The 26,898-nt window shown below is 61.2% G+C and carries 24 protein-coding genes and 6 tRNA genes; 27 read left to right on the plus strand and 3 right to left on the minus strand.

The features are described from left to right. Positions 1–64: 64 nt before the first annotated feature. Positions 65–3,352 carry a ribonuclease E gene (rne, locus tag M2396_RS00610; protein WP_259072349.1) on the minus strand — a complete coding sequence of 1,096 codons (3,288 nt, stop codon included), beginning with the start codon at positions 3,350–3,352 and terminating at the stop codon, positions 65–67. Between the two features lie 783 nt (positions 3,353–4,135). Here rne and rluC point away from each other — a divergent pair. Genes rluC through sppA form a run of 3 tightly spaced genes read left to right on the plus strand, consistent with a single transcriptional unit; the run spans position 4,136 to position 6,771 of the window. Beyond that, positions 4,136–5,101: a 23S rRNA pseudouridine(955/2504/2580) synthase RluC gene (gene rluC / locus M2396_RS00615; RefSeq protein ID WP_259072351.1), complete on the plus strand. Its 966-nt coding sequence runs from the start codon at positions 4,136–4,138 to the stop codon at positions 5,099–5,101. Further along, positions 5,098–5,775, plus strand: a complete 678-nt coding sequence (locus tag M2396_RS00620; protein WP_259072352.1) for an HAD family hydrolase — start codon at positions 5,098–5,100, stop codon at positions 5,773–5,775. The genes rluC and M2396_RS00620 overlap by 4 nt, the downstream gene beginning before the upstream one ends. 6 nt (positions 5,776–5,781) lie before the next feature. After that, positions 5,782–6,771 (plus strand): signal peptide peptidase SppA, encoded by a 990-nt coding sequence (gene sppA, locus M2396_RS00625; RefSeq protein WP_103438127.1) that lies wholly within the window; start codon positions 5,782–5,784, stop codon positions 6,769–6,771. A gap of 38 nt (positions 6,772–6,809) precedes the next feature. Here sppA and M2396_RS00630 read toward each other — a convergent pair whose 3' ends face one another. Next, entirely contained in the window at positions 6,810–7,388 is a 579-nt protein-coding gene (locus M2396_RS00630; protein WP_150570147.1) for a nucleoside triphosphate pyrophosphatase, read from the minus strand. A gap of 94 nt (positions 7,389–7,482) precedes the next feature. Here M2396_RS00630 and M2396_RS00635 point away from each other — a divergent pair, with 94 nt between their 5' ends. The 16 genes from M2396_RS00635 to M2396_RS00710 all read left to right on the plus strand — a co-directional run bounded on the left by M2396_RS00635 (position 7,483) and on the right by M2396_RS00710 (position 20,725). Further along, the gene (locus tag M2396_RS00635; protein WP_101321489.1) at positions 7,483–8,010 is read left to right on the plus strand and encodes a YceD family protein; all 528 of its coding nucleotides are present in this window, start codon (positions 7,483–7,485) and stop codon (positions 8,008–8,010) included. A 13-nt stretch (positions 8,011–8,023) separates the two neighbouring features. Beyond that, complete coding sequence (gene rpmF, locus M2396_RS00640) at positions 8,024–8,206, plus strand: 50S ribosomal protein L32 (protein ID WP_016485486.1); 183 nt, start codon at positions 8,024–8,026, stop codon at positions 8,204–8,206. A 3-nt stretch (positions 8,207–8,209) separates the two neighbouring features. Beyond that, positions 8,210–9,220, plus strand: a complete 1,011-nt coding sequence (gene plsX / locus M2396_RS00645) for a phosphate acyltransferase PlsX (protein WP_150570148.1) — start codon at positions 8,210–8,212, stop codon at positions 9,218–9,220. A gap of 127 nt (positions 9,221–9,347) precedes the next feature. Next, entirely contained in the window at positions 9,348–10,286 is a 939-nt protein-coding gene (gene fabD, locus M2396_RS00650; RefSeq protein WP_150570149.1) for an ACP S-malonyltransferase, read from the plus strand. A gap of 16 nt (positions 10,287–10,302) precedes the next feature. Beyond that, positions 10,303–11,043, plus strand: coding sequence for a 3-oxoacyl-ACP reductase FabG (gene fabG, locus M2396_RS00655; RefSeq protein ID WP_101321482.1), 741 nt, complete (start codon positions 10,303–10,305; stop codon positions 11,041–11,043). Positions 11,044–11,258: 215 nt separating this feature from the next. Further along, entirely contained in the window at positions 11,259–11,495 is a 237-nt protein-coding gene (gene acpP, locus M2396_RS00660) for an acyl carrier protein (RefSeq protein WP_004371293.1), read from the plus strand. 169 nt (positions 11,496–11,664) lie between these two features. After that, on the plus strand, positions 11,665–12,909 hold the full coding sequence (gene fabF, locus M2396_RS00665) for a beta-ketoacyl-ACP synthase II (protein WP_259072358.1): 1,245 nt from the start codon (positions 11,665–11,667) through the stop codon (positions 12,907–12,909). After that, entirely contained in the window at positions 12,909–13,730 is an 822-nt protein-coding gene (gene pabC, locus M2396_RS00670; RefSeq protein WP_259072359.1) for an aminodeoxychorismate lyase, read from the plus strand. The genes fabF and pabC overlap by 1 nt, the downstream gene beginning before the upstream one ends. Positions 13,731–13,733: 3 nt before the next feature. Further along, positions 13,734–14,927, plus strand: coding sequence for an endolytic transglycosylase MltG (mltG, locus tag M2396_RS00675; protein WP_259072361.1), 1,194 nt, complete (start codon positions 13,734–13,736; stop codon positions 14,925–14,927). Between the two features lie 9 nt (positions 14,928–14,936). Next, on the plus strand, positions 14,937–15,569 hold the full coding sequence (gene tmk, locus M2396_RS00680; protein ID WP_101321474.1) for a dTMP kinase: 633 nt from the start codon (positions 14,937–14,939) through the stop codon (positions 15,567–15,569). Next, positions 15,562–16,548, plus strand: a complete 987-nt coding sequence (locus M2396_RS00685) for a DNA polymerase III subunit delta' (protein WP_101321472.1) — start codon at positions 15,562–15,564, stop codon at positions 16,546–16,548. Before tmk ends, M2396_RS00685 begins: the two co-directional genes overlap by 8 nt. A gap of 31 nt (positions 16,549–16,579) precedes the next feature. Continuing rightward, entirely contained in the window at positions 16,580–17,362 is a 783-nt protein-coding gene (locus tag M2396_RS00690; protein ID WP_101321470.1) for a TatD family hydrolase, read from the plus strand. 405 nt (positions 17,363–17,767) lie between these two features. Next, complete coding sequence (locus M2396_RS00695; protein WP_101321468.1) at positions 17,768–18,403, plus strand: TetR/AcrR family transcriptional regulator; 636 nt, start codon at positions 17,768–17,770, stop codon at positions 18,401–18,403. A 108-nt stretch (positions 18,404–18,511) separates the two neighbouring features. Beyond that, positions 18,512–19,480 (plus strand): GTP 3',8-cyclase MoaA, encoded by a 969-nt coding sequence (locus M2396_RS00700; RefSeq protein WP_259072363.1) that lies wholly within the window; start codon positions 18,512–18,514, stop codon positions 19,478–19,480. 66 nt (positions 19,481–19,546) lie between these two features. Continuing rightward, a complete protein-coding gene (locus M2396_RS00705; protein ID WP_101321464.1) occupies positions 19,547–20,152 on the plus strand; it encodes a DUF4823 domain-containing protein in 606 nt (201 codons plus the stop codon). Between the two features lie 12 nt (positions 20,153–20,164). Continuing rightward, positions 20,165–20,725, plus strand: coding sequence for a DUF1285 domain-containing protein (locus M2396_RS00710; RefSeq protein WP_150570200.1), 561 nt, complete (start codon positions 20,165–20,167; stop codon positions 20,723–20,725). 36 nt (positions 20,726–20,761) lie between these two features. Here M2396_RS00710 and M2396_RS00715 read toward each other — a convergent pair whose 3' ends face one another. Then, positions 20,762–21,958 carry an amino acid aminotransferase gene (locus tag M2396_RS00715; protein WP_150572946.1) on the minus strand — a complete coding sequence of 399 codons (1,197 nt, stop codon included), beginning with the start codon at positions 21,956–21,958 and terminating at the stop codon, positions 20,762–20,764. 279 nt (positions 21,959–22,237) lie between these two features. On the opposite strand from M2396_RS00715, the gene uvrB reads away from it, so the two are divergent. The 8 genes from uvrB (at position 22,238) to M2396_RS00755 (ending at position 26,862) form a co-directional block, all read left to right on the plus strand. Beyond that, the gene (gene uvrB / locus M2396_RS00720) at positions 22,238–24,253 is read left to right on the plus strand and encodes an excinuclease ABC subunit UvrB (protein ID WP_101321457.1); all 2,016 of its coding nucleotides are present in this window, start codon (positions 22,238–22,240) and stop codon (positions 24,251–24,253) included. A 146-nt stretch (positions 24,254–24,399) separates the two neighbouring features. Then, positions 24,400–25,881 carry a glutamate--tRNA ligase gene (gene gltX / locus M2396_RS00725; RefSeq protein ID WP_103438112.1) on the plus strand — a complete coding sequence of 494 codons (1,482 nt, stop codon included), beginning with the start codon at positions 24,400–24,402 and terminating at the stop codon, positions 25,879–25,881. Positions 25,882–26,126: 245 nt separating this feature from the next. Beyond that, positions 26,127–26,202 (plus strand) — tRNA-Ala (locus tag M2396_RS00730). A 76-nt stretch (positions 26,203–26,278) separates the two neighbouring features. Beyond that, positions 26,279–26,354, plus strand: a tRNA-Glu gene (locus M2396_RS00735). 53 nt (positions 26,355–26,407) lie between these two features. Beyond that, positions 26,408–26,483 (plus strand) — tRNA-Ala (locus M2396_RS00740). 42 nt (positions 26,484–26,525) lie between these two features. Beyond that, positions 26,526–26,601 (plus strand) — tRNA-Glu (locus tag M2396_RS00745). Positions 26,602–26,665: 64 nt separating this feature from the next. Then, positions 26,666–26,741 (plus strand) — tRNA-Ala (locus tag M2396_RS00750). Positions 26,742–26,786: 45 nt separating this feature from the next. Next, positions 26,787–26,862: transfer RNA gene (locus M2396_RS00755), tRNA-Glu, on the plus strand. Positions 26,863–26,898 lie beyond the last annotated feature (36 nt).

Consider the following 26,898-nt stretch of genomic DNA (forward strand, 5'->3'; position numbering starts at 1 on the left):
AATGCAACGCAAAAAAAGCCCCGCCAGTTCGCACTGGCGGGGCTTTTTCATTCAGCCGTGGCTATCAACCGTGATGAGGCTTGTGCTCATCGGTCGATGCCTGGGCCTGAGCTGCGGCAGCAGCGGCCTCGGCTTCACGCTTGCGGCGACGCACTTCACGTGGGTCGTTCGGTGCGCGACCGTTGGCCAGCATTACAGGCGCCGGTTCAGCCGCTACAGGCGCTGCCTCGACAACTTCGGGCTTGGCTTCAACCGGTGCAGCCTGCTCGACCACCGGTGCTTCGACTGGCGCGGCCGCTGGGGCCTCGGCAACGTGCACTGGCTTCTCGGCTTCACCCGACTCGACCACGGCGGCTTCAACCACTGGAGCTTCAACCACAGGGGCTTCGGCGGCTGGTGCCTCGACCACTGGCGCTTCAGTAACTGGCGCTGCAGTTTCCACTTCTGCTGCAGCAACCGGGGTTGCTTCAACGGCAGGTGCTTCGACTACGGGCTGCGGCGCAGCCTCGACAACCGGCTCGATGCTCGGCTCGACCACTGCAACCGGCTCGCTGACAGGCTGCTCGACCACAGGGGCGATCGCAACGTCATCAGCTTGCTGTGCAGGCTCGGCTGGCAGGGCGATAACTTCACCGGTAGCCGCTTCAGGCGTTTGGGTAGAAGCGATTTCAGCCTGCTGATTGGCTTGTGCTTCGGCTGCAGCGCTGATGTTGCTAGTGGCAACAGCGGCAGTTACGGCCAGGCCAGCGGCGAGGTCGGCACCCAGATCAGTCGCCTGACGTGGTTGCTGTTCTTCACCATTTTCGTTGCCTTCGCTGCTTTCTTCGTCGCCATCGATCAGATCGCCATTGGCATTGCGCTGACGTTCACGACGGTTGCTGCGACGACGCTGGCCGCGCGAGCGACGACGTGGGCGTTCGCCATCAGTGCCTTCTTGTTCTTCCTGCTGCAGTTCGTCGTTCGGCAGTTGCTCATCGGCGATCTCTGCGGCCTGCTCGTCAGCCTGGGCGGCTGGGCGCAGTTGACGCTCTTCCTGCGGCACACGTTCTTCACGTGGAGCACGTTCTTCGCGAGGGGCGCGTTCTTCACGTGTAGCACGCTCTTCGCGAGGGGCGCGTTCTTCACGTGGAGCACGCTCTTCGCGAGGGGCGCGTTCTTCACGTGGAGCACGTTCTTCGCGAGGGGCGCGTTCTTCACGTGGAGCACGTTCTTCGCGAGGGGCGCGTTCTTCACGTGGTGCACGTTCTTCGCGTGGTGCGCGTTCTTCAGTCGATGCAGGAGTAGCGTCAAGTGGCTCACGCAGCTCACGCACAGGGCGCTCGTCACGGTTGCCGCGACGTGGGCGATCTTCACGTGGAGCACGCTCCTCACGTGGAGCGCGTTCTTCACGCGGCGCACGCTCTTCACGCGGTGCGCGTTCTTCACGCGGTGCACGCTCTTCACGTGGTGCACGCTCTTCACGTGGAGCGCGTTCTTCACGCGGTGCACGCTCTTCGCGCGGCTTGCGCTCTTCGTCGCGACGACCGTTACGGTTGCGACTCTGCTGACGACCGTTGCGGCGCTCTTCGTTGCGCTGTGGGCGCTCGGTAACAGGCTTCTCGGTGGCAGCCGGTGCAGCGACCGGTTCTTCCTTGGCGGCAAACAGGCTCACCAGCGATTTGACCAGGCCTTTGAACAGGCTTGGCTCAGGCATGCTTGGTGCTGGCGCAGCGGCAACCGGAGCAGCCTCTTCTACAGCAGCCGGTACCGGAGCGCTGGTACGCGGTGGAGCAGTCTTGACCGCAGCTTCCTGGCGAACCAGGGTGCGGGTCGCGGCCTGCTGCGGCGCTTCCTCGGTTTCGGTGGTGGCGATTTCGTAGCTGGACTGGTTGGTCAGCACTTCCGGGTTGTCGTCGCGCAGGCGCTGGACTTCGAAGTGCGGGGTTTCCAGGTGGTCATTCGGCAGAATGATGATGCGAGCACGGGTGCGCATCTCGATCTTGGTGATCGAGTTGCGTTTCTCGTTGAGCAGGAACGCGGCAACCGGGATTGGCACCTGAGCGCGCACTTCGGCAGTGCGGTCTTTCAGGGCTTCTTCTTCGATCAGGCGCAGGATCGCCAGCGACAGCGACTCGACGTCACGGATGATGCCGGTGCCCGAGCAGCGTGGGCAGACGATGCCGCTGCTTTCACCCAGCGATGGACGCAGGCGTTGGCGCGACATTTCCAGCAGGCCGAAGCGCGAGATGCGGCCAACCTGGACGCGAGCACGGTCGGCCTCGAGGCATTCACGCACACGCTCTTCGACCGCGCGCTGGTTTTTCGCCGGGGTCATGTCGATGAAGTCGATGACGATCAGGCCGCCGATATCACGCAGACGCAGTTGGCGGGCGATTTCTTCAGCCGCTTCCAAGTTGGTCTGCAGGGCGGTTTCTTCGATGTCGCTGCCTTTGGTGGCACGCGCCGAGTTGATGTCGATCGACACCAGCGCCTCGGTTGGGTCGATCACGATCGAACCGCCAGACGGCAGCTCGACGACGCGCTGGAAGGCGGTCTCGATCTGGCTTTCGATCTGGAAGCGGTTGAACAGTGGCACGCTGTCTTCGTACAGCTTGACCTTGCTGGCGTACTGCGGCATCACCTGGCGGATGAAGGTCAGAGCTTCTTCCTGGGCCTCGATGCTGTCGATCAGGACTTCGCCGATGTCCTGGCGCAGGTAGTCGCGGATGGCGCGGATGATGACGTTGCTTTCCTGGTAGATCAGGAACGGCGCGGTGCGGTCCAGCGAGGCTTCCTTGATGGCGGTCCACAGCTGCAGCAGGTAGTCGAGGTCCCACTGCATTTCTTCGCTGCTGCGGCCAAGGCCGGCAGTGCGCACGATCAGGCCCATGTCGCCCGGTACGGTCAGCCCGTTGAGGGCTTCACGCAGCTCGTTGCGCTCTTCGCCTTCGATACGGCGGGAGATGCCGCCAGCACGTGGGTTGTTTGGCATCAGCACCAGGTAACGGCCAGCCAGGCTGATGAAGGTGGTCAGGGCGGCGCCTTTGTTGCCGCGCTCTTCCTTCTCGACCTGGACGATGACTTCCTGGCCTTCGGTGAGTACTTCCTTGATGTTGACGCGGCCTTCTGGGGCCTTCTTGAAGTACTCGCGGGAGATTTCCTTCAGCGGCAGGAAGCCGTGACGGTCGGAGCCGAAGTCGACGAAGGCGGCTTCGAGGCTGGGCTCGATCCGGGTGATCTTGCCTTTGTAGATGTTGGCCTTTTTCTGCTCACGGGCGCCGGATTCGATATCCAGGTCGTAGAGGCGTTGGCCATCCACCAGGGCTACACGCAACTCTTCGGGTTGAGTTGCGTTAATCAGCATTCTTTTCATGTTGTACCGTCGGTTTCCGGGCTGCCGGAAACGGCGTTCGGCACACACGACTTCTCATGGTCGGTGTCAAGGTGCGCAAAGGGTGGCGAACCACCCCCGTGTCGGCGACGTTCGGCACCAGCCGGTTGCCCAGCCTGCCGTTGTCGCGACGACGCGTCCTGTTGCTGCGGTGCTGTGGGCCTGTGGTATCGGGATCAACCTGGCAGGCCTGGTGCACTCAGTCAGGAGGAGGAATCAACCGTCAGCCGTGGACGCCTACGTGGCATCTGTAAGGACCTTATCCGCTCGCCGCCCATTACAGTGGGGCGGTGGCCGGACGCGGTGCTACACGGTCCGAGGGCTGTGCATCTCCACCCTGCACGTATCCCTGATAATTCGGGTGCTGCCGCGCGCTGAATCCGCAACGGGTTGCATTTTTCGCCATCTTCATAAGGGAAGCTGGCGCCATTCATGTCCAAGGCAGGTATTTCCGAAGCATTCGCCGGGTGCAGGAGGAAGTGACGATGGCGGTGCAGAGACACGGCGAAAAAAGCCAGTTAAGCAGGTGAACTACCGCACTTATGATTTTTTTCGGTCTTCTCTACCCGGCGCGAGTGGCGCTTCCAGGTATTTCGATAAACTGGCGAAAGCCCCGTAGGACGGCCTCGCGTCCTCGAGAATTGCGTTGGTCAGGGGCTGGCAAAGCGCCGTGTACCGCTGGCCCACCGCTTTTGGCGGCGTTCGCGACTATAGCAGCAATGATTAAGTGCTTCAATTCCCTAAAAAATTGTTATTATCGGCGCCATGACTACCAATACCCCTCCGACTTCCGGCGTCCAGCTGATCGAAGTCGCGCCGGAGCTTGCCGGCCAACGAATCGACAATTTCCTGATCACGGCGCTCAAGGGCGTGCCTCGCACCCTGGTCTACCGCATCCTGCGCAAGGGTGAAGTGCGGGTCAACAAGGGTCGGGTCAAGCCTGAATACAAGATCCAGGCCGGCGACATCGTGCGCGTGCCACCGGTGCGTCTGCCCGAGCGTGACGAGCCGGTGCCGGTGGCGCAATCGCTGTTGCAGCGCCTGGAGGCGGCCATTGTCTATGAAGACAAGGCGCTCATCGTGCTCAACAAACCGGCCGGCATTGCCGTGCATGGCGGCAGCGGCCTGAGCTTTGGCGTGATCGAAGCGTTTCGCCAGTTGCGTCCGGATGCCAAGGAGCTGGAGCTGGTGCACCGGCTCGACCGCGACACTTCCGGCCTGCTGATGATCGCCAAGAAGCGCAGCATGTTGCGCCATCTGCACGCTGCCCTGCGCGGTGATGGCGTCGACAAGCGCTACATGGCGCTGGTGCGTGGCAACTGGCCAACCGCGAAGAAACAGGTCAATGCCCCATTGCAGAAGAGCAACCTGCGTTCTGGCGAGCGTATGGTCGAGGTCAACGAAGAGGGCAAGGAAGCGCTGACCCTGTTCAAGGTGCTGCGCCGTTTCGGCGACTTCGCCACCATGATCGAAGCGCGTCCGATCACTGGTCGCACCCATCAGATCCGCGTGCACGCCCTGCATGCCGGGCACATGATTGCCGGCGACAACAAATACGGCGATGAAGAATTCTCCCGCGAGATTCGTGATCTCGGCGGCAAGCGCCTGTTCCTGCATGCCTATGCCCTGACCTTGCCGCTGCCCGATGGCGGCGAGCTCAAGGTAGAAGCGCCGGTCGACGAAATGTGGGCCAAGACTGTAGAGCGCCTGGCGCGGCCTGACTTCACATGAGCAAACCCTACGAGCTGCTGATTTTTGACTGGGATGGCACCCTGGCTGACTCTGTCGGGCGCATCGTTCTCGCGATGAATAAGGCCGCTGAACGCGCCGGTGAGGCGCCCAGTGCCGAGGATGCAATCAAGGGCATTATCGGTCTTGCCCTGGGCGAGGCGATCTGGACCCTGTATCCGCACCTTGAGCCGCTGCAGGTCGAACGCTTCCGTCAGCACTATGCTGATGTGTACATGGCGCTCGATCAGCAGCCGTCACCGTTGTTTGACGGTGTGGTCGAGTCGCTGGATGCGTTTCGCGCCCAGGGCTATCGCCTGGCAGTAGCTACTGGCAAGGCCCGTCGCGGGCTCGATCGAGTGCTCAAGGCCAATGGCTGGGAAGACTTTTTCGATATCACTCGGGCGGCTGACGAAACCCGCGGCAAGCCGCACCCATTGATGCTTGAAGAAATTCTTGCCCACTGCCGCGCCGAACCCGGCCAGGCGCTGATGGTCGGAGATTCTGCGTTCGACCTGCAAATGGCCAACAACGCCGGCATGCACTCGGTGGCTGTCGGTTACGGGGCTATGTCGCTGCAGGCGCTGGCAGAGTTCGGGCCGCAGGTGTGCATCGATCACTTTTCCCAGTTGCGCGAGTGGTTGGCAGGTTCGGCGCAGTTATCAATTCCAAGGTAGGTGAGCATGGCTGACGAGTGGAAAGCGCCCGAGACCGAAGTGGTCGAGAGTGAGGATCGCAAGAGCTGGAAGCTGCTGGAGAAAACCCTCCTTGCTGGTGTGCAGGAGCAGCGTCGAGCGCGACGCTGGGGGATTTTCTTCAAGCTGCTGACGTTCCTTTACCTGTTCGGCATCCTGTTCCTGTTCTCGCCGCTGATGAGTATGGACGGCGCTGCTTCGCGCAGTGGCAGCCATACCGCACTGGTCGAGGTGCGTGGGGTTATTGCTGATCAGGAGGCGGCCAGTGCCGACAACCTGATCAAGAGCCTGCGCGAGGCATTCAAGGATGCCAATACCAAGGCAGTGGTGATGCGTATCAACAGCCCAGGCGGCAGCCCGGTGCAGTCCGGTTACGTCTATGACGAGATTCGCCGCCTGCGCGCCGAGTACCCGCAGATCAAGCTCTACGCAGTGATCACCGACCTCGGTGCCTCGGGTGCCTATTACATCGCCAGTGCTGCCGATGAGATCTATGCCGACAAGGCCAGCCTGGTCGGCTCGATCGGCGTTACCGCTGCGGGCTATGGCTTTGTCGGTGCCATGGACAAGCTGGGCATCGAGCGGCGCACCTATACGGCCGGTGAGCACAAGGCATTCCTCGATCCGTTCTCGCCGCAAAAACCTGAAGAAACCGAGTTCTGGCAGGGCGTGCTCAACACCACTCACCAGCAGTTCATTGCCATGGTCAAACAGGGGCGTGGTGATCGGCTCAAGGACAAAGAGCACCCTGAGCTGTTCAGTGGCCTGATCTGGTCCGGTGAGCAGGCCAAGGCGCTAGGCCTGGTAGATGGTCTGGGCAGTGCCAGCTATGTCGCCAGAGACATCGTTGGCGAGAAGAATCTGGTCGATTTCACCGTCCAGGAGTCGCCGTTCGACCGTTTCTCCAAACGCATCGGCGCCAGCGTAGCTGAGCACCTGGCAATGTGGATGGGCTTCCAGGGGCCGACCCTGCGCTAAGCGCTGCTGGCCTGTGCGTGCAGGCCAGCAGTTTCCCTTCAGGGCACCTGTACGCCTTCTTCCAGCAGCATATCCACCAGGCGAATAAGCGGCAGCCCGATCAGGCTGGTCGCGTCGCTGCCATGGGTGCTCTGGAACAGGCTTACCCCCAGTCCCTCGGCTTTGAAACTGCCGGCGCAGTCGTAAGGCTGCTCTGCGCGCAGATAGCGCTCGATACTGGCCTGGCTCAGCTCGCGCATGACCACCGTGAACGGCACGCAGTCGACCTGGCAGTGGCCGCTGCTGCTGTTGAGTAGCGCCAGGCCGGTCAGAAAGGTGACCTGTTGGCCGCTGGCGGCAAGCAGTTGCTCGCGGGCGCGCTCGAACGTATGTGGCTTGCCGAGGATCTGTTCGCCCAGCACCGCGACCTGGTCAGAGCCGATGATCAGATGGCCGGGGTGCGCTGCGGCCAATGCCTCGGCCTTTTGCTGCGCCAGGCGCTTGACCAGCGCGATGGCGGGTTCGTCAGGCAGGCGCTGTTCGTCTAGGTCGGGGCTTGCCGAGGTAAAGGGCAGGCGCAGGCGGGCGAGCAATTCGCGGCGGTAGGCAGAGCTGGAAGCCAGTAACAGGGGCAGCATGGTAGACTCCTTGGCAGATCAACCGATTCTATCATCCACTTGCCGCCGAATTTCCTTTGACAGGGGCGGGGGCCATCCCTAGAATGCTGCGCCTATGTTGAATGACCCGATTCCACCTCACGTTGACCCGCGCAAATTAGCCGATCGTGGCGTAACCCTTCAAGGTTCGTTGCAACTCGCTGATTTGGAAAGACTCTGCGACCCGCTTTCCGACAATGTCGGTACGGTGCAGGCGAAGTTCGATTTTGAACGAGATGAACAGCATGCCGTGGTTATCCACAGTGAGCTCGACGTCGAAGTCAAAATGGTTTGCCAGCGTTGTCTTGAGCTGGTCACCCTACCGATCCACAGCGAGTGTTCGTACGCGGTGGTGAAGGAGGGTGCGAATACCCAGTCGTTGCCGAAAGGCTATGACGTGCTGGAACTGGGCGAAGATCCTTTGGATCTGCAGGCGCTGATCGAGGAAGAGCTTTTGCTCGCCTTGCCCATCGTGCCTGCTCATCATCCGGAAGAATGCCAGCAGCCGGCGGGCCTCGATGAGCCCGAATCGAGCGAGGACGAGGTAACGCGGTCCAACCCGTTCAGTGTCCTGGCGCAGTTAAAGCGTGACCCAAACGTTTAGGAGTTAATCAATTATGGCTGTTCAGCAGAACAAAAAATCCCGCTCTGCCCGTGACATGCGTCGTTCGCACGATGCCCTGTCGGAAAACGCGCTGTCGGTAGAAAAAACCACCGGTGAAATTCACCTGCGTCACCACGTTTCGCCAGAAGGCGTTTACCGTGGCCGCAAAGTGATCGACAAGGGCGCTGACGAGTAAATCTTGTCCGCTCAGATCATCGCGATCGACGCAATGGGCGGGGACTTCGGTCCCCGCAACATTGTTCAGGCAAGTATCGCTTGCCTCTCGGCTACGCCCTCGCTGCACCTGACCCTCGTCGGTCAACCCTCCCTTCTTGAATCACTCGTCAGTGGCCTAGCAGCTGCCGATCGCGCGCGCCTGCAAATTGTCGCGGCCAGTGAAGTGGTGGAGATGGACGAGCGGCCCTCGCAAGCGTTGCGCAGCAAGCCTGATTCGTCGATGCGCATCGCCCTTGAACTGGTGCGGGACGGCAAGGCCCAGGCCTGCGTCAGTGCCGGCAATACCGGTGCACTGATGGCGCTGTCGCGCTTTGTCCTCAAGACCGTGCCAGGCATTGATCGGCCGGCCATGGTCGCGGCGATCCCGACTCAGTCAGGCTTTTGCCAGTTGCTCGATCTGGGCGCCAACGTTGACTGCAGTGCCGAGCATCTCTACCAGTTCGCGTTGATGGGCTCGGTGGCGGCGCAGGCCTTGGGCATTCCGCGCCCACGCGTTGCGCTGCTCAACATCGGCACCGAAGACATCAAGGGCAATCAGCAGGTCAAGCTGGCAGCAACGCTGCTGCAGAATGCCCGCGGTATCAACTACGTCGGCTTTGTCGAGGGTGATGGCCTGTATCGCGGTGAAGCCGATGTAGTGGTGTGTGACGGCTTTGTCGGCAATATCCTGCTCAAGTCCAGCGAGGGTCTGGCAACCATGATCAGTGCCAGAATTGAGGCGCTGTTCAAGAGGGGGGTGCTGGCGCGCGCGGTCGGTGTGCTGGCCATGCCGCTGCTCAAACGCCTGCAGGCTGACCTGGCGCCTGCACGGCACAACGGCGCGAGTTTTCTCGGTCTGCAGGGCATCGTCATCAAGAGTCACGGTTCGGCAGGGGTCGAAGGCCTGCAGAGCGCTATCCAGCGTGCGCTGATCGAGATCGAGGAAAACCTGCCCGGGCGCCTGCAGAGCCGCCTCGAAGACCTGCTGCCTTAGGCATAATCGCCATGAGGTGGTTAAATGTGACCGCTGGGTTTTCGTATTCATCCAAGTTTTCAGATTCTGCGTACAGCCGTGGGCTGGGCGCATCCTCTCCGACGACAAGATCATAAGGGCTTGTTCAATGTCTGCATCCCTCGCATTTGTCTTTCCGGGTCAAGGTTCCCAATCGCTGGGCATGCTCGCCGAAATCGGCGCAGTAGAGCCGGTGATCGTCGAAACCTTCAAGGAAGCTTCCGACGCTCTGGGTTACGACCTGTGGGCACTGGTTCAGCAAGGTCCGGAAGAGCAACTCAATCAAACCGACAAGACTCAGCCGGCCATCCTCACCGCCTCCATTGCGTTGTGGCGCCTGTGGCTGGCGCAGGGCGGCGCAAAGCCTGCGTTCGTCGCCGGGCATAGCCTTGGCGAGTACAGCGCGTTGGTAGCGGCCGGTAGCCTCAGCCTGAAAGACGCGGTGCGCCTGGTCGAGCGCCGTGGCCAGCTGATGCAGGAAGCAGTCCCGGCAGGCCATGGCGGCATGGCCGCGATTCTCGGTCTGGACGACGAGGTCGTGGTCGCCATCTGCGCTGAAGCAGCAGAAGACCAGGTGGTCAGCGCGGTCAACTTCAACTCGCCAGGGCAGGTGGTCATTGCTGGCAACAAGGCAGCGGTAGATCGCGCCATGGAGCTGTGCAAGGCTAAGGGCGCCAAACGCGCCTTGCCGCTGGCGGTCAGCGTGCCGTCGCACTGCGCCCTGATGCAGCCTGCTGCCGAGCGCTTTGCCGAGTCGGTCAACGCCATCGAATGGCAGGCGCCGCAGATCCCAGTGGTGCAGAACGTTTCTGCAGCCATCCCAGCTGACCTGAGCGTGCTCAAGCAAGACTTGCTGGCCCAGTTGTACCAGCCCGTGCGCTGGGTTGAATGCGTGCAGACCCTGGCGGCCAATGGCGCGGTCAATCTGGTCGAGTGCGGCCCGGGCAAGGTCCTGGCCGGTCTGAACAAGCGTTGCGCTGAAGGCGTGACCACCTACAACCTCAATACCCCTGATGCCATCGCCGCCACCCGTGCGGCGCTGGCCTGAAACTGGAGAAGCTTGCATGAGCCTGCAAGGTAAAGTTGCACTGGTCACCGGCGCCAGCCGTGGTATCGGCCAGGCCATCGCCCTCGAGCTGGGCCGTCAGGGCGCTACCGTCATCGGTACCGCGACCTCGGCCTCGGGCGCCGAGCGCATTGCTGCCACGCTCAAGGAGCATGGCATCACCGGCACCGGCATGGAGCTGAACGTGACTGATGAAGCGTCGGTCAACAGCGTTCTGGCCGCGATCCAGGAACAGTTCGGCACTACCGCGATCCTGATCAACAACGCCGGCATCACCCGCGATAACCTGATGCTGCGGATGAAAGACGACGAGTGGTTCGACGTGATCGACACCAACCTCAACAGCCTCTACCGCTTGTCCAAGGGCGTGCTGCGCGGCATGACCAAGGCGCGTTGGGGCCGCATTATCAGCATCGGCTCGGTTGTGGGTGCCATGGGCAACGCCGGTCAGGTAAACTATGCCGCCGCCAAAGCCGGTCTGGAAGGTTTCAGCCGCGCTCTGGCACGTGAAGTCGGGTCACGCAATATCACTGTCAACTCGGTAACTCCAGGTTTTATCGACACCGATATGACCCGTGAGCTGCCAGAGGCTCAACGTGAAGCGTTGCAGACCCAGATTCCGCTGGGCCGTCTGGGCCAAGCCGACGAAATCGCCAAGGTAGTTGCTTTCCTGGCGTCCGACGGCGCAGCCTATGTCACAGGTGCTACAGTGCCTGTGAACGGCGGGATGTACATGTAATATCGCAACTCAATGTGACGGATTGCTTCAAAAAAGAGTCATACTCCGAGCTTAAAATCCGTTATAAAGCTGCAACCAGATTCCGGGCAGAGGGTCGAGTGACCACATAGCCAGTTGATGGCGGGGCGCGTTACGCTTGAAAAGCAGGCGTCTTGCTATAAACTCGGTCACCGGCCAGCTGCCTGACATATGTCTATTAGGAGTGAAAATTAGGTATGAGCACCATCGAAGAGCGCGTCAAGAAAATCGTCGCCGAGCAACTGGGCGTCAAGGAAGAAGAAGTAACTAACAGTGCTTCTTTCGTAGAAGACCTGGGTGCCGATTCGCTTGACACCGTTGAGCTGGTGATGGCTCTGGAAGAGGAATTCGAGACCGAAATCCCTGACGAAGAAGCCGAAAAAATCACTACCGTTCAAGCTGCTATCGACTACGTCACCAGCCACCAGGCTTAAGACGTCTGTAGTCGACGCTTCTTGTCGGGGAAAACCGCACTGCCGTAACTGGCGTGCGGTTTTTTCTTTGCGAGATGTGTGAAGCAGGCACCAAGAGCCTTTTGCCATTGCCTTTTGCTGCAGAATGCAACGGCAAGAGACTCTGTTACTGGACAATGAGGAGAGTACTGTGTCGCGTAGACGCGTCGTGGTCACTGGTATGGGCATGCTGTCGCCGCTGGGTACCGATGTACCGAGCACCTGGCAGTGCATTCTGGCTGGCCGCAGTGGCATCGGTCCGATCGAACACTCCGATCTGACGGCCTACTCCACCCGTTTTGGCGGCTCGGTGAAGGGCTTTGAAGTCGAGCAGTACCTGTCGGTCAAAGAGGCCCGCAAGCTCGACCTGTTCATTCAATACGGCCTGGCCGCAGGTTTCCAGGCGTTCCGTAACGCCGGGCTGGAAATCAACGACAGCAACCGTGAGCGGATCGGCGTGGCCATGGGCTCCGGCATCGGCGGCCTGACCAATATCGAAGAGACCAGCCGGACCTTGCACGAGCAAGGCCCGCGTCGCATCTCGCCGTTCTTTGTGCCTGGTTCGATCATCAACATGATCTCCGGCTTCCTGTCGATCCATTTGGGTCTGCAGGGTCCGAACTATGCCATCGCCACTGCCTGTACCACCGGCACCCATTGCATCGGCATGGCCGCGCGCAACATTGCCTACGGTGAAGCCGATGTGATGATCGCCGGCGGCGCTGAAATGGCCGCGTGTGGCCTGGGTATGGGCGGTTTCGGTGCTTCGCGTGCGCTGTCGACGCGCAATGACGAGCCAACCCGGGCCAGTCGGCCGTGGGACAAGGGCCGTGATGGTTTCGTGCTCTCCGACGGTGCCGGTGCACTGGTGCTCGAAGAGCTCGAGCACGCCAAGGCGCGCGGCGCCACCATCTATGCCGAGCTGGTTGGCTTTGGTATGAGCGGTGATGCCTATCACATGACCTCGCCACCGGATTCCGGTGAGGGTGCGGCGCGCTGCATGACCAACGCCCTGCGCGATGCCGGCATCGCCCCGGAAGAAGTCAGCTACATCAATGCCCATGGCACCTCGACCCCGGCCGGCGATATCGCCGAAGTGGCTGCGATCAAGCGTGTGTTCGGTGAGCATGCGTACAAGGTGGCAGTCAGCTCGACCAAGTCGATGACGGGTCACCTGCTCGGTGCTGCCGGTGCCGTGGAAGCGATCTTCAGCGTGCTGGCAATCAACAGCCAGATGGCGCCGCCGACCATCAACCTGGACGAGCCGGACGAGGGCTGCGATCTCGACTTCGTTGCCCATCACGCCCGCAGCATGCCGATCGACGTGGTGCTGTCCAACTCGTTCGGCTTTGGTGGTACCAACGGCTCGCTGGTGTTCCGCCGGTTCGCCGACTGATGCATAGCTGGATCGACGGCCAACCCGCGACTGCAGTCAACCTGCACAACCGCGGGCTGGCCTACGGCGATGGTCTGTTCGAAACCATCGCCGTGCGTGCCGGCAAGCCCAGCCTGCTGGAGCTGCACTTGCAGCGCCTGGCACTGGGCTGCCAGCGTCTGGCTATCAGCATCGACCTGCCGTTGGTGCGCGACGAACTGCTGCGCTTTGCCAGCCAGCTCGGCGACGGCGTCGCCAAGCTGATCGTTACCCGTGGCGACAGCCAGCGCGGCTACGCTCCAGGCGTTGGCGCCGCGGCTCGGCGCATCCTTCAGGGTAGCCCGCTGCCACAGTATCCCGCAGTCAATGCCGAGCTAGGCGTGCGTTTGTTCGCCTGCCAGACGCGCCTCGCGGAACAACCCCTGCTGGCCGGCCTCAAACACCTCAATCGCCTTGAGCAAGTGCTGGCCCGCGCCGAATGGCAGGACGCCGAGCACGCCGAAGGGCTGGTCTGTGACAGCCACGGGCGGGTCATCGAGGGCGTTTACAGCAATCTGTTCATGGTTCGTGGTGGGGTGCTGCAAACGCCTGAGCTGAGTCGCTGCGGTGTAGCCGGGGTAATGCGCGGCGCCTTGCTGACGCAAGCGCCGGCACTGGGTATCAGCGTGCAGGTCAGTGATCTGGCCCTGGCTGACCTGGAACAGGCCGAGGAAGTCTTTCTCTGCAACAGCGTGTATGGAATCTGGCCGGTACTGGAGTGCTCTGCGCTCAAGCTGAACTGGCCGGCGGGGCCGCTCACCCGTAAACTGCAGGCCGTTGCCCGGACGTTACTGGATACCTGATTCGTGAGACGCAAATTTCTCCTGCTGCTGGAAATGGGCCTGATCCTAGCCGGTCTGGCGTTGGGCTGGTCGGCCTGGAAAGTCCATTCGGCCCTTGAGCAGCCTCTGCACGTCGAGCAGGAGCGGATGCTCGAGGTTCCCAACGGCACCACACCCAATCGCATGTTCTACCGCATGCAGACTGACGGCTTGCTCGACGATGCCGTCTGGCTGCGCCTTTACTGGCGCTTCAACATGGCCGGCACGCCACTGCATACCGGTGAATACCGGCTGACACCTGGCATGACCGTCAACCAGCTGTTCGATGCCTGGCGCCGTGGCGATGTTGTGCAGTACAACCTGACTCTGGTCGAAGGCTGGACCTTCCGCCAAGTGCGTGCGGCAGTGGCCAAGCACGAGAAAATCACCCAGACCTTGGACGGCCTGTCCGATGCCGAGGTGATGGACAAACTCGGCCATAGTGGCGTGTTCCCTGAGGGACGCTTCTTTCCGGATACCTACCGCTTCGTACGTGGCATGAGCGATGTCGAGTTCCTGCAGCAGGCGTACATGCGTCTTGAGCAAGTGTTGGCCAAGGAATGGGCCGAGCGGGCCACCGATCTGCCTTACCGCGACCCGTACCAGGCGCTGATCATGGCTTCGCTGGTCGAGAAGGAAACCGGTATCCCGCAAGAGCGCGCGCAGATCGCTGGGGTGTTCGTGCGGCGTCTGCGGCTGGGCATGATGCTGCAGACCGATCCGACCGTGATCTATGGCATGGGCGAGCGCTATAACGGCAAGATCACCCGTGCCGACCTGCGTGAGCCCACGCCCTACAATACCTATACCATCAGTGGCCTGCCGCCGACACCGATCGCTATCGTCGGCCGCGAGGCGATTCATGCCGCGCTGAACCCGGCCAACGGCACCAGTCTGTACTTCGTTGCGCGGGGCGACGGCAGTCACGTGTTTTCCGACGACCTCGACAACCACAACTCGGCAGTGCGCGAGTATCAACTCAAGCGCCGCAGCGACTACCGCTCCAGCCCCGCGCCGCAGGCGCAGCCGGGTGCGATTGAGCAGCCAGAACCGGCAGCGGGAGACCAGCCGACACCTGCTACGGATGCACCGGCAGACGCACCTGCGTCGACCCCGCCAACCGCACCGGCGACCGACGCTGCCCCTGCAGCGGCGCCGACACCCGATGACAAACCCTAAGGACTGCGCGTGAGCGGCTTGTTTATTACCCTGGAAGGCCCCGAAGGCGCGGGCAAAAGCACTAACCGCGAATATCTGGCGCAGCGCTTGCGCGAGCAGGGCCTGGACGTAGTGCTGACCCGCGAGCCGGGCGGCACGCCGGTTGCTGAACAGATTCGTGAGTTGCTACTGGCACCAAGCGACGAAAGCATGGCAGCGGATACTGAATTGCTGTTGATGTTTGCGGCGCGTGCCCAGCACCTGGCCAAGGTCATCCGCCCGGCGCTGGCGCGCGGTGCGGTGGTGTTGTGCGATCGCTTCACCGATGCCACCTACGCCTACCAAGGTGGCGGCCGCGGCTTGCCGGTCGAGCGCATTGCTACGCTGGAAACATTTGTCCAGGGCGATCTGCGCCCTGACCTGACGCTGGTGTTCGACCTGCCGATCGAGATCGGCCTGTCGCGCGCGGCTGCCAGGGGCCGTTTGGACCGCTTCGAACAAGAAGGCACGGCCTTCTTCGAGGCCGTGCGCCATGCCTATCTGGCACGGGCCCAAGCTGACCCGCAGCGCTACAGCATCCTCGACGCCGGCCAATCGCTGGAGGCGGTGCAGCGCGACATCGACAGCTTGTTGCCGGCCATGCTGGAACGCGCCCGTGGCTGAGGCCTTCGCCTGGCAGGATGCGCTCTGGCAGCAATTGGCCGGGCGCAGCCAGCATGCCCATGCCTACCTGCTGCACGGTCCGCAGGGGATTGGCAAGCGGGCCCTGGCCGAGCGCCTGATGGCGCGTTTGTTGTGCCAGCAGCCGCAAGGCGCTGATGCCTGTGGGCAGTGCAAGTCATGCCTGTTGCTGCGTGCTGGCAGCCATCCGGACAACTACGTGCTTGAGCCGGAAGACGTCGACAAGCCGATCAAGATCGACCAAGTTCGCGATCTGGTGTCGTTTGTTGTTCAGACCGCGCAGTTGGGCGGGCGCAAGGTGATCCTGATCGAACCGGTCGAGGCCATGAACATCAATGCCTCCAACGCCTTGCTCAAGAGTCTGGAAGAGCCGTCCGGCAATACGGTGCTGCTGCTGGTCAGCCATCAGCCGAGCCGACTGTTGCCGACCATCAAGAGCCGTTGCCAGCAAGTTGTATGTCCGCAACCAAACCTTGCCCAAAGCCAGGCCTGGCTCGCCAATGCGTTGCCAGACAGTGAACCGGGAGAGCGCGAGGAGCTGCTGACCCTGGCGGCAGGATCGCCACTGATGGCGGCCAAGCTGCACGCGCAAGGTGTCCTCGAGCAACGTGCGCAGGTCACCGAGGGCGTGAAAAAACTGCTCAAGCAGCAACAGTCACCGACGCAACTGGCCGAGTCGTGGAACAGCGTGCCGCTGCTGCTGTTGTTTGACTGGTTCTTCGAGTGGTCGCACCTGATCCTGCGCTATCAGATGACTCAGGATGAACAAGGCCTGGGCCTGGCTGATATGCGTAAGGTGCTGCAGTATCTGGCGCAGAAGAGCCGCCAGGGCAAGGTGCTGGAAACCCAGGCGTGGATCCTTGAACAGCGGCAGAAGGTGCTGGGCAAGGCCAACCTCAACCGCGTGTTGCTGCTGGAAGCGTTGTTGGCCCACTGGGTCCAGCTGCCAGGCTCACGCTGACTCCCTTCTTCTAAATATGTGTCCTGCTGCCATGCTCGTAGATTCCCACTGCCACCTCGACCGTCTAGACCTGAGTGCCCATGATGGCTCGCTTGATGCTGCCCTGCAGGCGGCGCGTGAGCGCGGGGTAGGGCACTTTCTGTGCATTGGCGTGAGTGCCGACAATGCCGGCGCGGTAAAGGCGTTGAGTGAACAGTACGCAGATGTCGACTGCTCGGTGGGTATTCATCCGCTGGACCTGGCGCCAGGAGAAACCCCAGCGCTGGACTGGTTGCTCAACGAGCTTGCGCATCCGCATGTCGTGGCGATTGGTGAGACTGGCCTGGACTATCACTACGAGCCGGAGGCGGCGAGCCTGCAGCAGGCGTCTTTCCGCTTGCACCTGGAGGCCTCGCGGCAGACCGGCAAGCCGGTGATCGTGCACACCCGTGCGGCCAGGGCTGACACCCTGGCGCTGTTACGCGAAGCCAGCCTGGAGCAGGCCGGGGTGTTGCACTGCTTCACTGAAGACTGGCCGATGGCCAAGGCGGCGCTGGACCTGGGCTACTACATCTCGTTGTCCGGCATTGTCACCTTCCGCAATGCCGAGGCCCTGCGCGACGTGGCCCGCCAGGTCCCCAGCGATCGTCTGCTGGTAGAGACAGATTCACCGTACCTGGCGCCGATCCCTTACCGAGGCAAGCCCAACTTGCCTCAGTACGTGCGAGAAGTCGCCGAATACGTCGCGTCGCTGCGTGGCGTCAGTTATGCACAATTGGCCGAGCAAACCACGGCCAACTTCAAGCGCTTGTTCCCACTTGCGCGAGTACGCTGATCTGACAGCCTGATTGGCGGGCAAAAAAAACCCGGGTTCTGGGGGAGGAAACCGGGTTAAGACCATTAGGAGTAAACAAAGGCACGCGGTCCCTGAGCGCCTTTATCGGCACGCCACTTGGGGGGATGTGGCGGGTCAACACTTCAAGTATTGGTCAGCTTTGGCACAGTGCCAGCGACAACTGGTCGTTTTTTAAACAGATTTGGAATACGTCGCGGGATGCACAGTGCATTCCCTGCAGGCAAGTCACTTCTATTGGCCAATCTGCAGCTTGCCCAATCAATCCCACCGTTTGCGAACTCATCGTGAAACACAGACATGCGCCGATGATCCGTGCAATTTCTTGCAAGATAGGCATAATAATCCGCTTCGATTGTCAGCCAGTCCTCCCCCATGCAGCCTCCCATGCAGAAAGAACCGCGTAAGGTCCGTGAGTTTCGCCGTCGCGAACAAGAGATCCTTGATACCGCCCTCAGACTGTTCCTCGAACAGGGTGAAGACAGCGTCACCGTCGAGATGATCGCCGACGCCGTTGGCATCGGCAAAGGTACGATCTACAAGCACTTCAAGTCCAAGGCAGAGATCTACCTGCGCCTGATGCTCGACTACGAGCGCGATTTGAACACCTTGCTGCACTCGGCCGATGTCGACCGCGACAAAGAAGCACTGTCGCGTGCCTACTTCGAATTCCGCATGCGTGACCCGCAGCGCTACCGGCTGTTCGATCGCCTTGAAGAGAAGGTGGTCAAGGGTAATCAGGTACCAGAGATGGTCGAGGAGCTGCACAGCATTCGTGCCTCCAATTTCGATCGCCTGACTCAACTGATCAAGGGTCGTATCAGCGAAGGCAAGCTTGAAGACGTGCCACCGTACTTCCACTACTGCGCCGCCTGGGCGCTGGTGCATGGCGCAGTGGCGCTGTACCACTCGCCGTTCTGGAGCAATGTACTGGAAGATCAGGAAGGCTTCTTCCAGTTCCTGATGGACATCGGTGTGCGCATGGGTAACAAGCGCAAGCGCGACCCCGAACCGAACGCCTGACAGCAACGCCCCGTCACCCTTTGCGGGGCTGTCCGACATGCGAGCTTGCAAAAACCTGATTTATGAGTCAGGTTTTGCACGGCTTATTCTTCCATGTCGGAGTCATCCATGATCGTCGATCGTCAAGGCAGGCGTTTTCGCAACCTGCGGGTCAGCCTGACGGCGGCCTGTAACTACGCTTGTACCTACTGCGTACCCGACGGCAAGCGTTTGGTGGCGGCGCAGGATGAGCTCTCTGGCGAGGCCCTGGCACGAGGGGTGGCTTACCTGATCGAGGCGGCCGGCATCGAGCGTCTACGCATCACCGGCGGCGAGCCCCTGATCAGTCCCAGGCTCGAAGGGTTTCTCACCGCCGTCGCCGGCCTCGACCTGCACGACATCAGCCTGACTACCAACGGCCAGTTGCTGTCGCGGCGCCTGCCGCTGCTAGAGGCCGCGGGTATCCGCCGCTTGAACGTGTCGCTGGATACCCTCGACGCCGCTGCATTTCGCAGCATTGCTCGCGGCGGTGACCTGGCCACGGTGTTGCTTGGCATGCAAGAGGCCAGTGCGGCTGGCATGCGCATCAAGGTCAACATGGTGCCGATGCGCGGACAGAATCTGGATCAGGTCGCGCCGCTGCTCGACTACTGCCTGGCGCGTGGCTACGAGCTGCGTTTCATCGAGCTGATGCGCATGGGCCACCTGGCGCGCGACGGCAATGCCTTTCGCCAGCAGTTGGTCAGCCTGCCTGAGCTGCTGGCGCTGATTGGCCAGCACCATGCCTTTGAGCAGGCCAGCGCTGCTGTTGATGCCACCGCATTGCGCTACCAGATCCCCGGCAAAGGCCATTTTGGCGTTATCGCCAACGAGAGCGTACCGTTCTGTCGCGCCTGTTCGCGGCTGCGCTTGTCCTCAACCGGCTGGCTGCATGGCTGCCTGTCGAGCAGCAATCGGCACTACATCGGCGACTTGCTTGATCGCCCCCGGCACCTGGCGTTGCCAGCGCTGCAACGGTTACTGGTAAAAGCCCTGGCTGACAAGCAGGAACTGGCGTTCGCCGGTGGGGTAACGGTAATGAAGGTGATCGGCGGCTGACTCTGGCGCAAAAGCTGCATCTGGCGGCTATTCGCCGGTTTTTCGTCACCGGTCTCTGGAGGAAAGATGCGTAGCCTGGTCTTGCTGCTGGCGCTGATGGCGCTTGGTGGCTGCATGAATGTCAGCGATATGGGCGAAGGTGTTCGCTATCACATGAGCGATGCCGGTCTGCTCGATCATAGCGATACCCAGCGCAGCCTGTCGGTGCGCCTGCAACCGGATTCGTTCATCTATATTGGCCAGGGTGCGTTCGTGCCGCCGGGCAAAGGCCCGCTGCCGCAGCAGAACATCGTCGCCGAAGAGGCGTTCAAGGCTTTTGTCGAGTACTTCCCGCTGGTGCGTCGTGCGCAAGGCCCGCTGGGCCTGGAAGATGCCATCGCCGAAGCCCGCTCGGTCGGTGCCCATTACGTGCTGTATACCCGCTTCGCTCGTACCGACGACCGCATCGGCAATGGTGATGAGTGGTACGACGAACAGGCAGTCGACCGGCTCGGTTGGGACACCGGCGTGGTGCAGATGATGCTCATCGAAACCAGCACTCGCTACCTGATCGACACAGCGCGGATCAAGAGCCGTGGCGGTTTGTTGACGTTTCACGACAATAGCCCGCAGGATTTGCTCGCAGCGCCCATGCGCGAGTACGCTCGTAGCCTGTTGGGTATGAGCCGCTGATAGGAGAGGGTGATGACCGAGTCTGTCGAGACCAATGATCTGTTGGCGCAAATCCCCAAGGGTAGGGGCCCGGCGCCGGTTCACCTGTGGAACCCGGATTTCTGCGGCGACATCGACATGCGCATCGCCCGTGATGGCACCTGGTTTTACCAGGGCACGCCAATTGGCCGTAAACCAATGGTGCGGCTGTTTTCCAATATCCTGCGCCGTGACGGTGATGATTACTTTTTGGTGACGCCGGTCGAGAAGGTCGGCATCCAAGTCGATGACGCGCCGTTTGTGGCGGTGTTGCTGGAGGTGATCGGCGCGGGGGAGACGCAGGTTTTGCGTTTCACCAACAATGTTGAGGATGTGATTGAGGCTAGCAGTGCGCATCCGTTGCGGGTCGAGGTTGATCCGGTCACGCAGGAACCTGCGCCCTACATCCTGATGCGCAGCAACCTTGAGGCGCTATTGCATCGCAACGTGTTCTATCAGTTGGTGGAGCTGGCGGTGCCGCGCTTGCTGGACGGCGAGGAATGGCTTGGGGTGTGGAGCCATGGCCAGTTTTACCCGATTGGGCGTGCTGGCTGAAAACAGTTGGGGGCTGCAGAGCAGCCCCCAACTGCATCAAAGCACCGCGACGATAGCTTTGGTCACTACGTGGATGTTGCTCTGGTTCAGCGCAGCAACACAGATACGGCCAGTATCCAGCGCATAGATGCCGAACTCATCCTTCAGGCGATTGACCTGCTCGGCAGTCAGGCCCGAGTAGGAGAACATCCCGCACTGGCGACCGACAAAGCTGAAGTCGCGCTTGGCCCCATAGGTAGCCAGCAACTCGACCATCTGCTTGCGCATGCCGTGAATGCGATTACGCATTTCGCCCAGCTCGTCTTCCCACATCTGGCGCAGCTCAGGGCTGTTCAGCACTGCAGCGACGATGCTTGCGCCGTGGGTCGGCGGGTTGGAGTAGGTGGTGCGGATAACCCGCTTGACCTGCGACAGCACGCGGGTGCTTTCGTCCTTGGAGGCAGTGACGATCGACAGCGCGCCGACGCGCTCGCCATACAGCGAGAACGACTTGGAGAACGAGCTGGAGACAAAGAAGTCCAGGCCCGACTCGGCGAACAGGCGTACGGCGAAGGCGTCTTCGGCGATGCCGGCGCCAAAGCCCTGATAGGCCATGTCGAGGAACGGCACATGGCCTTTGGCCTTGACCACTTCCAGGACGTTTTTCCAGTCGTCCAGGGTCAGGTCGACACCGGTCGGGTTATGGCAGCAGGCATGCAGGACGATGATCGAGCCCGACGGCAGCTGGTTGAGGTCTTCGAGCATGCCGGCGCGGTTGACGTCGTGGCTGGCAGCATCGTAGTAGCGGTAGTTCTGTACCGGGAAACCGGCCGTCTCGAAAAGCGCGCGGTGGTTCTCCCAGCTCGGGTCGCTGATGGCGACGACTGCATCAGGCGACAGGCGCTTGAGGAAGTCTGCGCCGATCTTCAGTGCGCCAGTGCCGCCTACGGCCTGCACGGTGACCACGCGGCCAGCGGCCAGCAGTGGCGATTCGGCGCCGAACAGCAGCTTCTGTACAGCCTGGTCGTAGGTGGCAATCCCATCGATCGGCAAATAGCCGCGCGAGGCATGCTGTGCGGCACGCTGGGTCTCGGCTTCGATCACTGCGCGCAGCAGCGGGATACGGCCTTCCTCATTGCAGTAAACGCCGACGCCCAGGTTCACCTTGTCGGTGCGCGGGTCGGTGTTGAAAGCTTCGTTGAGGCCCAGGATAGGGTCGCGGGGTGCCAGCTCGACAGCGGAAAACAGGCTCATTGTTACCTTGGCTCTGAATGGAGTGTGATAGGGCTTGCACGCTCCAGCCGAATGCACTGAAGCGGTGCACAAACGGGGAGTCAGTATAGAGATACGCGCCGACCGCTGCGACCATCGGGCGCAGGTTTTCCGGCGTTTTTTCGCAATTTTTTTGGACCATTGGTCTAATTGCCCGGTCCACAGAAACACACGTTCACAGCGCCAGCCGCGAAGCGGGCAATGGAAAGGCCCGTTTCGGTGTAGACTACTGGCTATATTTACAGTTGCTCGAGGTCTGCCATGTCCGAGTTTCAGCTTGTCACCCGTTTTCAGCCGGCCGGCGACCAGCCTGAGGCGATTCGCCAGTTGGTCGAGGGTATCGACGCCGGGCTTTCGCACCAGACCTTGCTCGGGGTAACCGGCTCGGGCAAGACCTTCAGTATCGCCAACGTGATTCAGCAGGTGCAGCGGCCAACCCTGGTGCTGGCGCCGAACAAGACCCTGGCGGCCCAGTTGTATGGCGAGTTCAAGGCGTTTTTCCCGAACAACGCGGTTGAGTATTTCGTTTCCTACTACGACTACTATCAGCCGGAAGCCTATGTGCCGTCTTCGGACACCTTCATCGAGAAGGATGCATCGATCAACGACCATATCGAGCAGATGCGCCTGTCGGCTACCAAGGCCCTGCTCGAGCGACGCGACGCCATCATTGTCACCACGGTGTCGTGCATCTACGGTCTGGGCAGCCCTGAAACGTACCTCAAGATGGTCCTGCACATCGATCGCGGCGACAAGTTCGACCAGCGCGCGTTGCTGCGGCGCTTGGCCGATCTGCAGTACACCCGCAACGAGATGGACTTCGCCCGCGCCACCTTCCGCGTGCGCGGTGATGTCATCGACGTGTACCCGGCCGAGTCGGATCTCGAGGCGATCCGCATCGAATTGTTCGATGACGAAGTGGAGAACATTGCCGCCTTCGACCCGTTGACCGGCGAGGTGCTGCGCAAGCTGCCACGTTTTACCTTCTATCCGAAGAGCCACTATGTAACCCCGCGTGAAACCCTGCTTGGGGCAATCGAGGGCATCAAGGAAGAGCTCAAGGACCGCCTTGAGTACCTGCACAAGAACAACAAGCTGGTCGAGGCGCAGCGCCTCGAGCAGCGCACTCGCTTCGACCTGGAAATGATCCTCGAGCTGGGCTATTGCAACGGTATCGAAAACTACTCGCGCTACCTGTCTGGTCGGCCTTCCGGTGCGCCGCCGCCCACCCTATACGACTACCTGCCTGCCGACGCCCTGCTGGTGATCGACGAGTCGCACGTGAGCGTTCCGCAGGTCGGCGCCATGTACAAAGGCGACCGTTCACGCAAGGAGACTCTGGTCGAGTACGGTTTCCGTCTGCCATCGGCGCTGGACAACCGGCCCATGCGCTTCGATGAATGGGAGTCGGTCAGCCCGCAGACCATCTTCGTTTCTGCCACCCCCGGTCAGTACGAGGCGGAGCATGCCGGGCGTGTGGTCGAGCAGGTGGTGCGGCCGACCGGCTTGGTTGATCCGTTGGTAGAAATCCGCCCGGCGCTGACCCAGGTCGACGATCTGTTGTCGGAGATCGGCAAACGTGTGGCCGTTGGCGAGCGCGTGCTGGCCACCACTCTGACCAAGCGCATGGCCGAAGACCTCAGTGACTACCTGGCCGACCACGACATACGCGTGCGCTACCTGCACTCGGACATCGACACTGTCGAGCGGGTAGAGATCATTCGCGACCTCCGTCTGGGTACCTTCGATGTGCTGGTGGGGATCAACCTGCTGCGTGAAGGCCTGGACATGCCCGAAGTGTCGCTGGTGGCGATTCTGGACGCCGACAAGGAGGGTTTCCTGCGCTCGGATCGCTCGCTGATCCAGACCATCGGCCGCGCAGCGCGTAACCTCAACGGCAAGGCCATCCTGTATGCCGACCGCATGACCGGCTCGATGCAACGCGCCATCGACGAGACCGAGCGCCGCCGGGCAAAGCAGATAGCTTTCAACGAGGCCAACGGCATCGTGCCCAAAGGGGTGGTCAAGGACATCACCGACATCATGGAAGGCGCCAACATCCCCGGCGGGCGCAGCAAGAAGCGCAAAGGCATGGCCAAGGCGGCGGAGGAGAGCGCTCGCTACGAAGCCGAGTTGCGCACCCCAGGCGAGATCACCAAACGCATCAAACAGATGGAAGAGAAGATGTTCCAGCTGGCGCGCGACCTCGAGTTCGAGGCCGCCGCGCAGATGCGCGACGAGATCACCAAGCTGCGTGAGCGGCTTATCACCAGCTAAGTTGCCCGACGGGTCCGGTGATCGGCATAGCCTGCCGATCATCTGCACGCCTGGGCTGACGGTGGGGCGATTGTGCCACCGCTGGAGCCTGATGCCCGCTCCCTGCTAACATCGCGCCTTTGTTTCAACTTCGTTCGAGACCCTCCATGACCACCGTTCGCACGCGTATCGCGCCATCGCCCACCGGCGACCCCCATGTTGGCACCGCCTACATCGCCCTGTTCAACTACTGCTTTGCCAAGCAGCACGGCGGCGAATTCATCCTGCGCATCGAGGACACCGATCAGCTGCGTTCGACCCGTGAATCGGAACAGCAGATTTTCGACGCCCTGCGCTGGTTGGGCATCGAGTGGAACGAAGGCCCGGACGTGGGCGGCCCGCACGGCCCTTACCGGCAGAGCGAGCGTGGCGAGATCTACGCGAAGTACGCCAAACAGCTGGTTGACGCCGGGCATGCGTTCTACTGCTTCTGTACCGCAGAAGAACTCGACCAGATGCGCGCCGAACAGATGGCCCGGGGCGAGACGCCGCGTTACGACGGCCGCGCGCTGTTGCTCAGCGCTGAGGAAGTGCAGCGTCGCCTGGCCGCTGGTGAGCCCCATGTGATCCGCATGAAGGTGCCAAGCGAAGGCGTCTGCGTGGTCCCGGACATGCTCCGTGGCGATGTCGAAATCCCGTGGGATCGCATGGACATGCAGGTCCTGATGAAGAACGACGGCCTTCCGACCTACTTCCTGGCCAACGTGGTCGATGACCACCTGATGGGCATCACTCACGTCCTGCGTGGCGAAGAGTGGCTGCCGTCGGCGCCCAAGCTGATCAAACTGTATGAGTACTTCGGCTGGGAGCAGCCGCAGCTGTGCTACATGCCGCTGCTGCGTAACCCGGACAAGAGCAAGCTGTCCAAGCGCAAGAATCCGACTTCGGTCACCTTCTACGAGCGCATGGGCTTCATGCCCGAAGCCATGCTCAATTACCTCGGCCGCATGGGCTGGTCGATGCCGGACGAGCGCGAGAAGTTTTCCCTGGCCGAGATGGTCGAGCACTTCGACCTGTCGCGGGTTTCCCTGGGTGGGCCGATCTTCGATATCGAAAAGCTGTCCTGGCTCAACGGCCAGTGGCTGCGTGAGTTGCCGGTCGAGGAGTTCGCTGCACGGGTACAGAAGTGGGCGTTCAACAGCGATTACATGATGAAGATCGCGCCGCATGTGCAGGGCCGCGTAGAGACCTTCAGCCAGATCGCCCCATTGGGTGGCTTCTTCTTCGAGGGTGCGTTGAAGCTTGATGCCAAGCTGTTCGAGCACAAGAAGCTCTCGCCCGATCAGGTCCGCCAGGTCATCCAGCTGATTCTGTGGAAGCTGGAGAGCTTGCGCCAGTGGGAAAAAGACCGCATCACCGGTTGCATCCAGGCCGTGGTCGAATCGCTTGAGCTGAAGCTGCGTGACGCCATGCCGCTGATGTTTGCTGCCATCTCAGGCCAGGCCAGTTCGGTGTCGGTGCTGGATGCGATGGAAATCCTTGGCCCTGACCTGACTCGCTACCGCCTGCGTCAGGCGCTGGATCTGCTCGGTGGTGTGTCGAAGAAAGAAAACAAGGAATGGGAAAAACTGCTGGCCAACATTGCCTGACAGCCAGCTACCCAAGCGTGCTTGCCTGTCCCAGCTGACGCTGGGCGGGCCGGCTGCCGTAGGCAAAATCGTCAATTGCTGGGGCAGGGCGGTAAGTGATTGTTATCTGTGAAAAATCTTTTGGTTAATTTCAAAAATTCGTTTGACAGCATAGCCATCCGATCTTAATATGCGCCCCGTCCACAGCGATGAACGTAAAGAACTGTCAGCAACCCAGCCGGCAATTCAGTTCAAAGCGACATTGTGGGGCTATAGCTCAGCTGGGAGAGCGCCTGCATGGCATGCAGGAGGTCAGCGGTTCGATCCCGCTTAGCTCCACCAAATTCCGATTCTTGGCCAGCACTGCTGGCGGAGAATGAAACCCGGCACCAGCGCCAGGTTTCACGGTAGAAGGTTCGTCCCCTTCGTCTAGTGGCCTAGGACACCGCCCTTTCACGGCGGTAACAGGGGTTCGAGTCCCCTAGGGGACGCCAGTTTTACACAAGCGATGTATAACCATGTCGCTGGGCCGCGAGGCTAGAAATCCGGGGCTATAGCTCAGCTGGGAGAGCGCCTGCATGGCATGCAGGAGGTCAGCGGTTCGATCCCGCTTAGCTCCACCAATTTTGCCGCGGTTTGTGCAAGCGAACCGGCACGAAGGTTATGTCCCCTTCGTCTAGTGGCCTAGGACACCGCCCTTTCACGGCGGTAACAGGGGTTCGAGTCCCCTAGGGGACGCCAGTTTTACCCGCGTTTTGCGGGGCTTTAAAGGCTCATTCGCATATTGGATGGGCCTTTTGTTTTAGGGGCTATAGCTCAGCTGGGAGAGCGCCTGCATGGCATGCAGGAGGTCAGCGGTTCGATCCCGCTTAGCTCCACCAATATTTGCCAGGGTTCGTGAAAGCGGGCCTGCACGAAGGTTACAAGTCCCCTTCGTCTAGTGGCCTAGGACACCGCCCTTTCACGGCGGTAACAGGGGTTCGAGTCCCCTAGGGGACGCCAATTTTTTCTCGCGTTTTGCGGGGCTTATAAGGCTCA

The organism is Pseudomonas sp. BIGb0278 (genome assembly GCF_024809895.1).
Taxonomy (GTDB): domain Bacteria; phylum Pseudomonadota; class Gammaproteobacteria; order Pseudomonadales; family Pseudomonadaceae; genus Aquipseudomonas; species Aquipseudomonas shirazensis.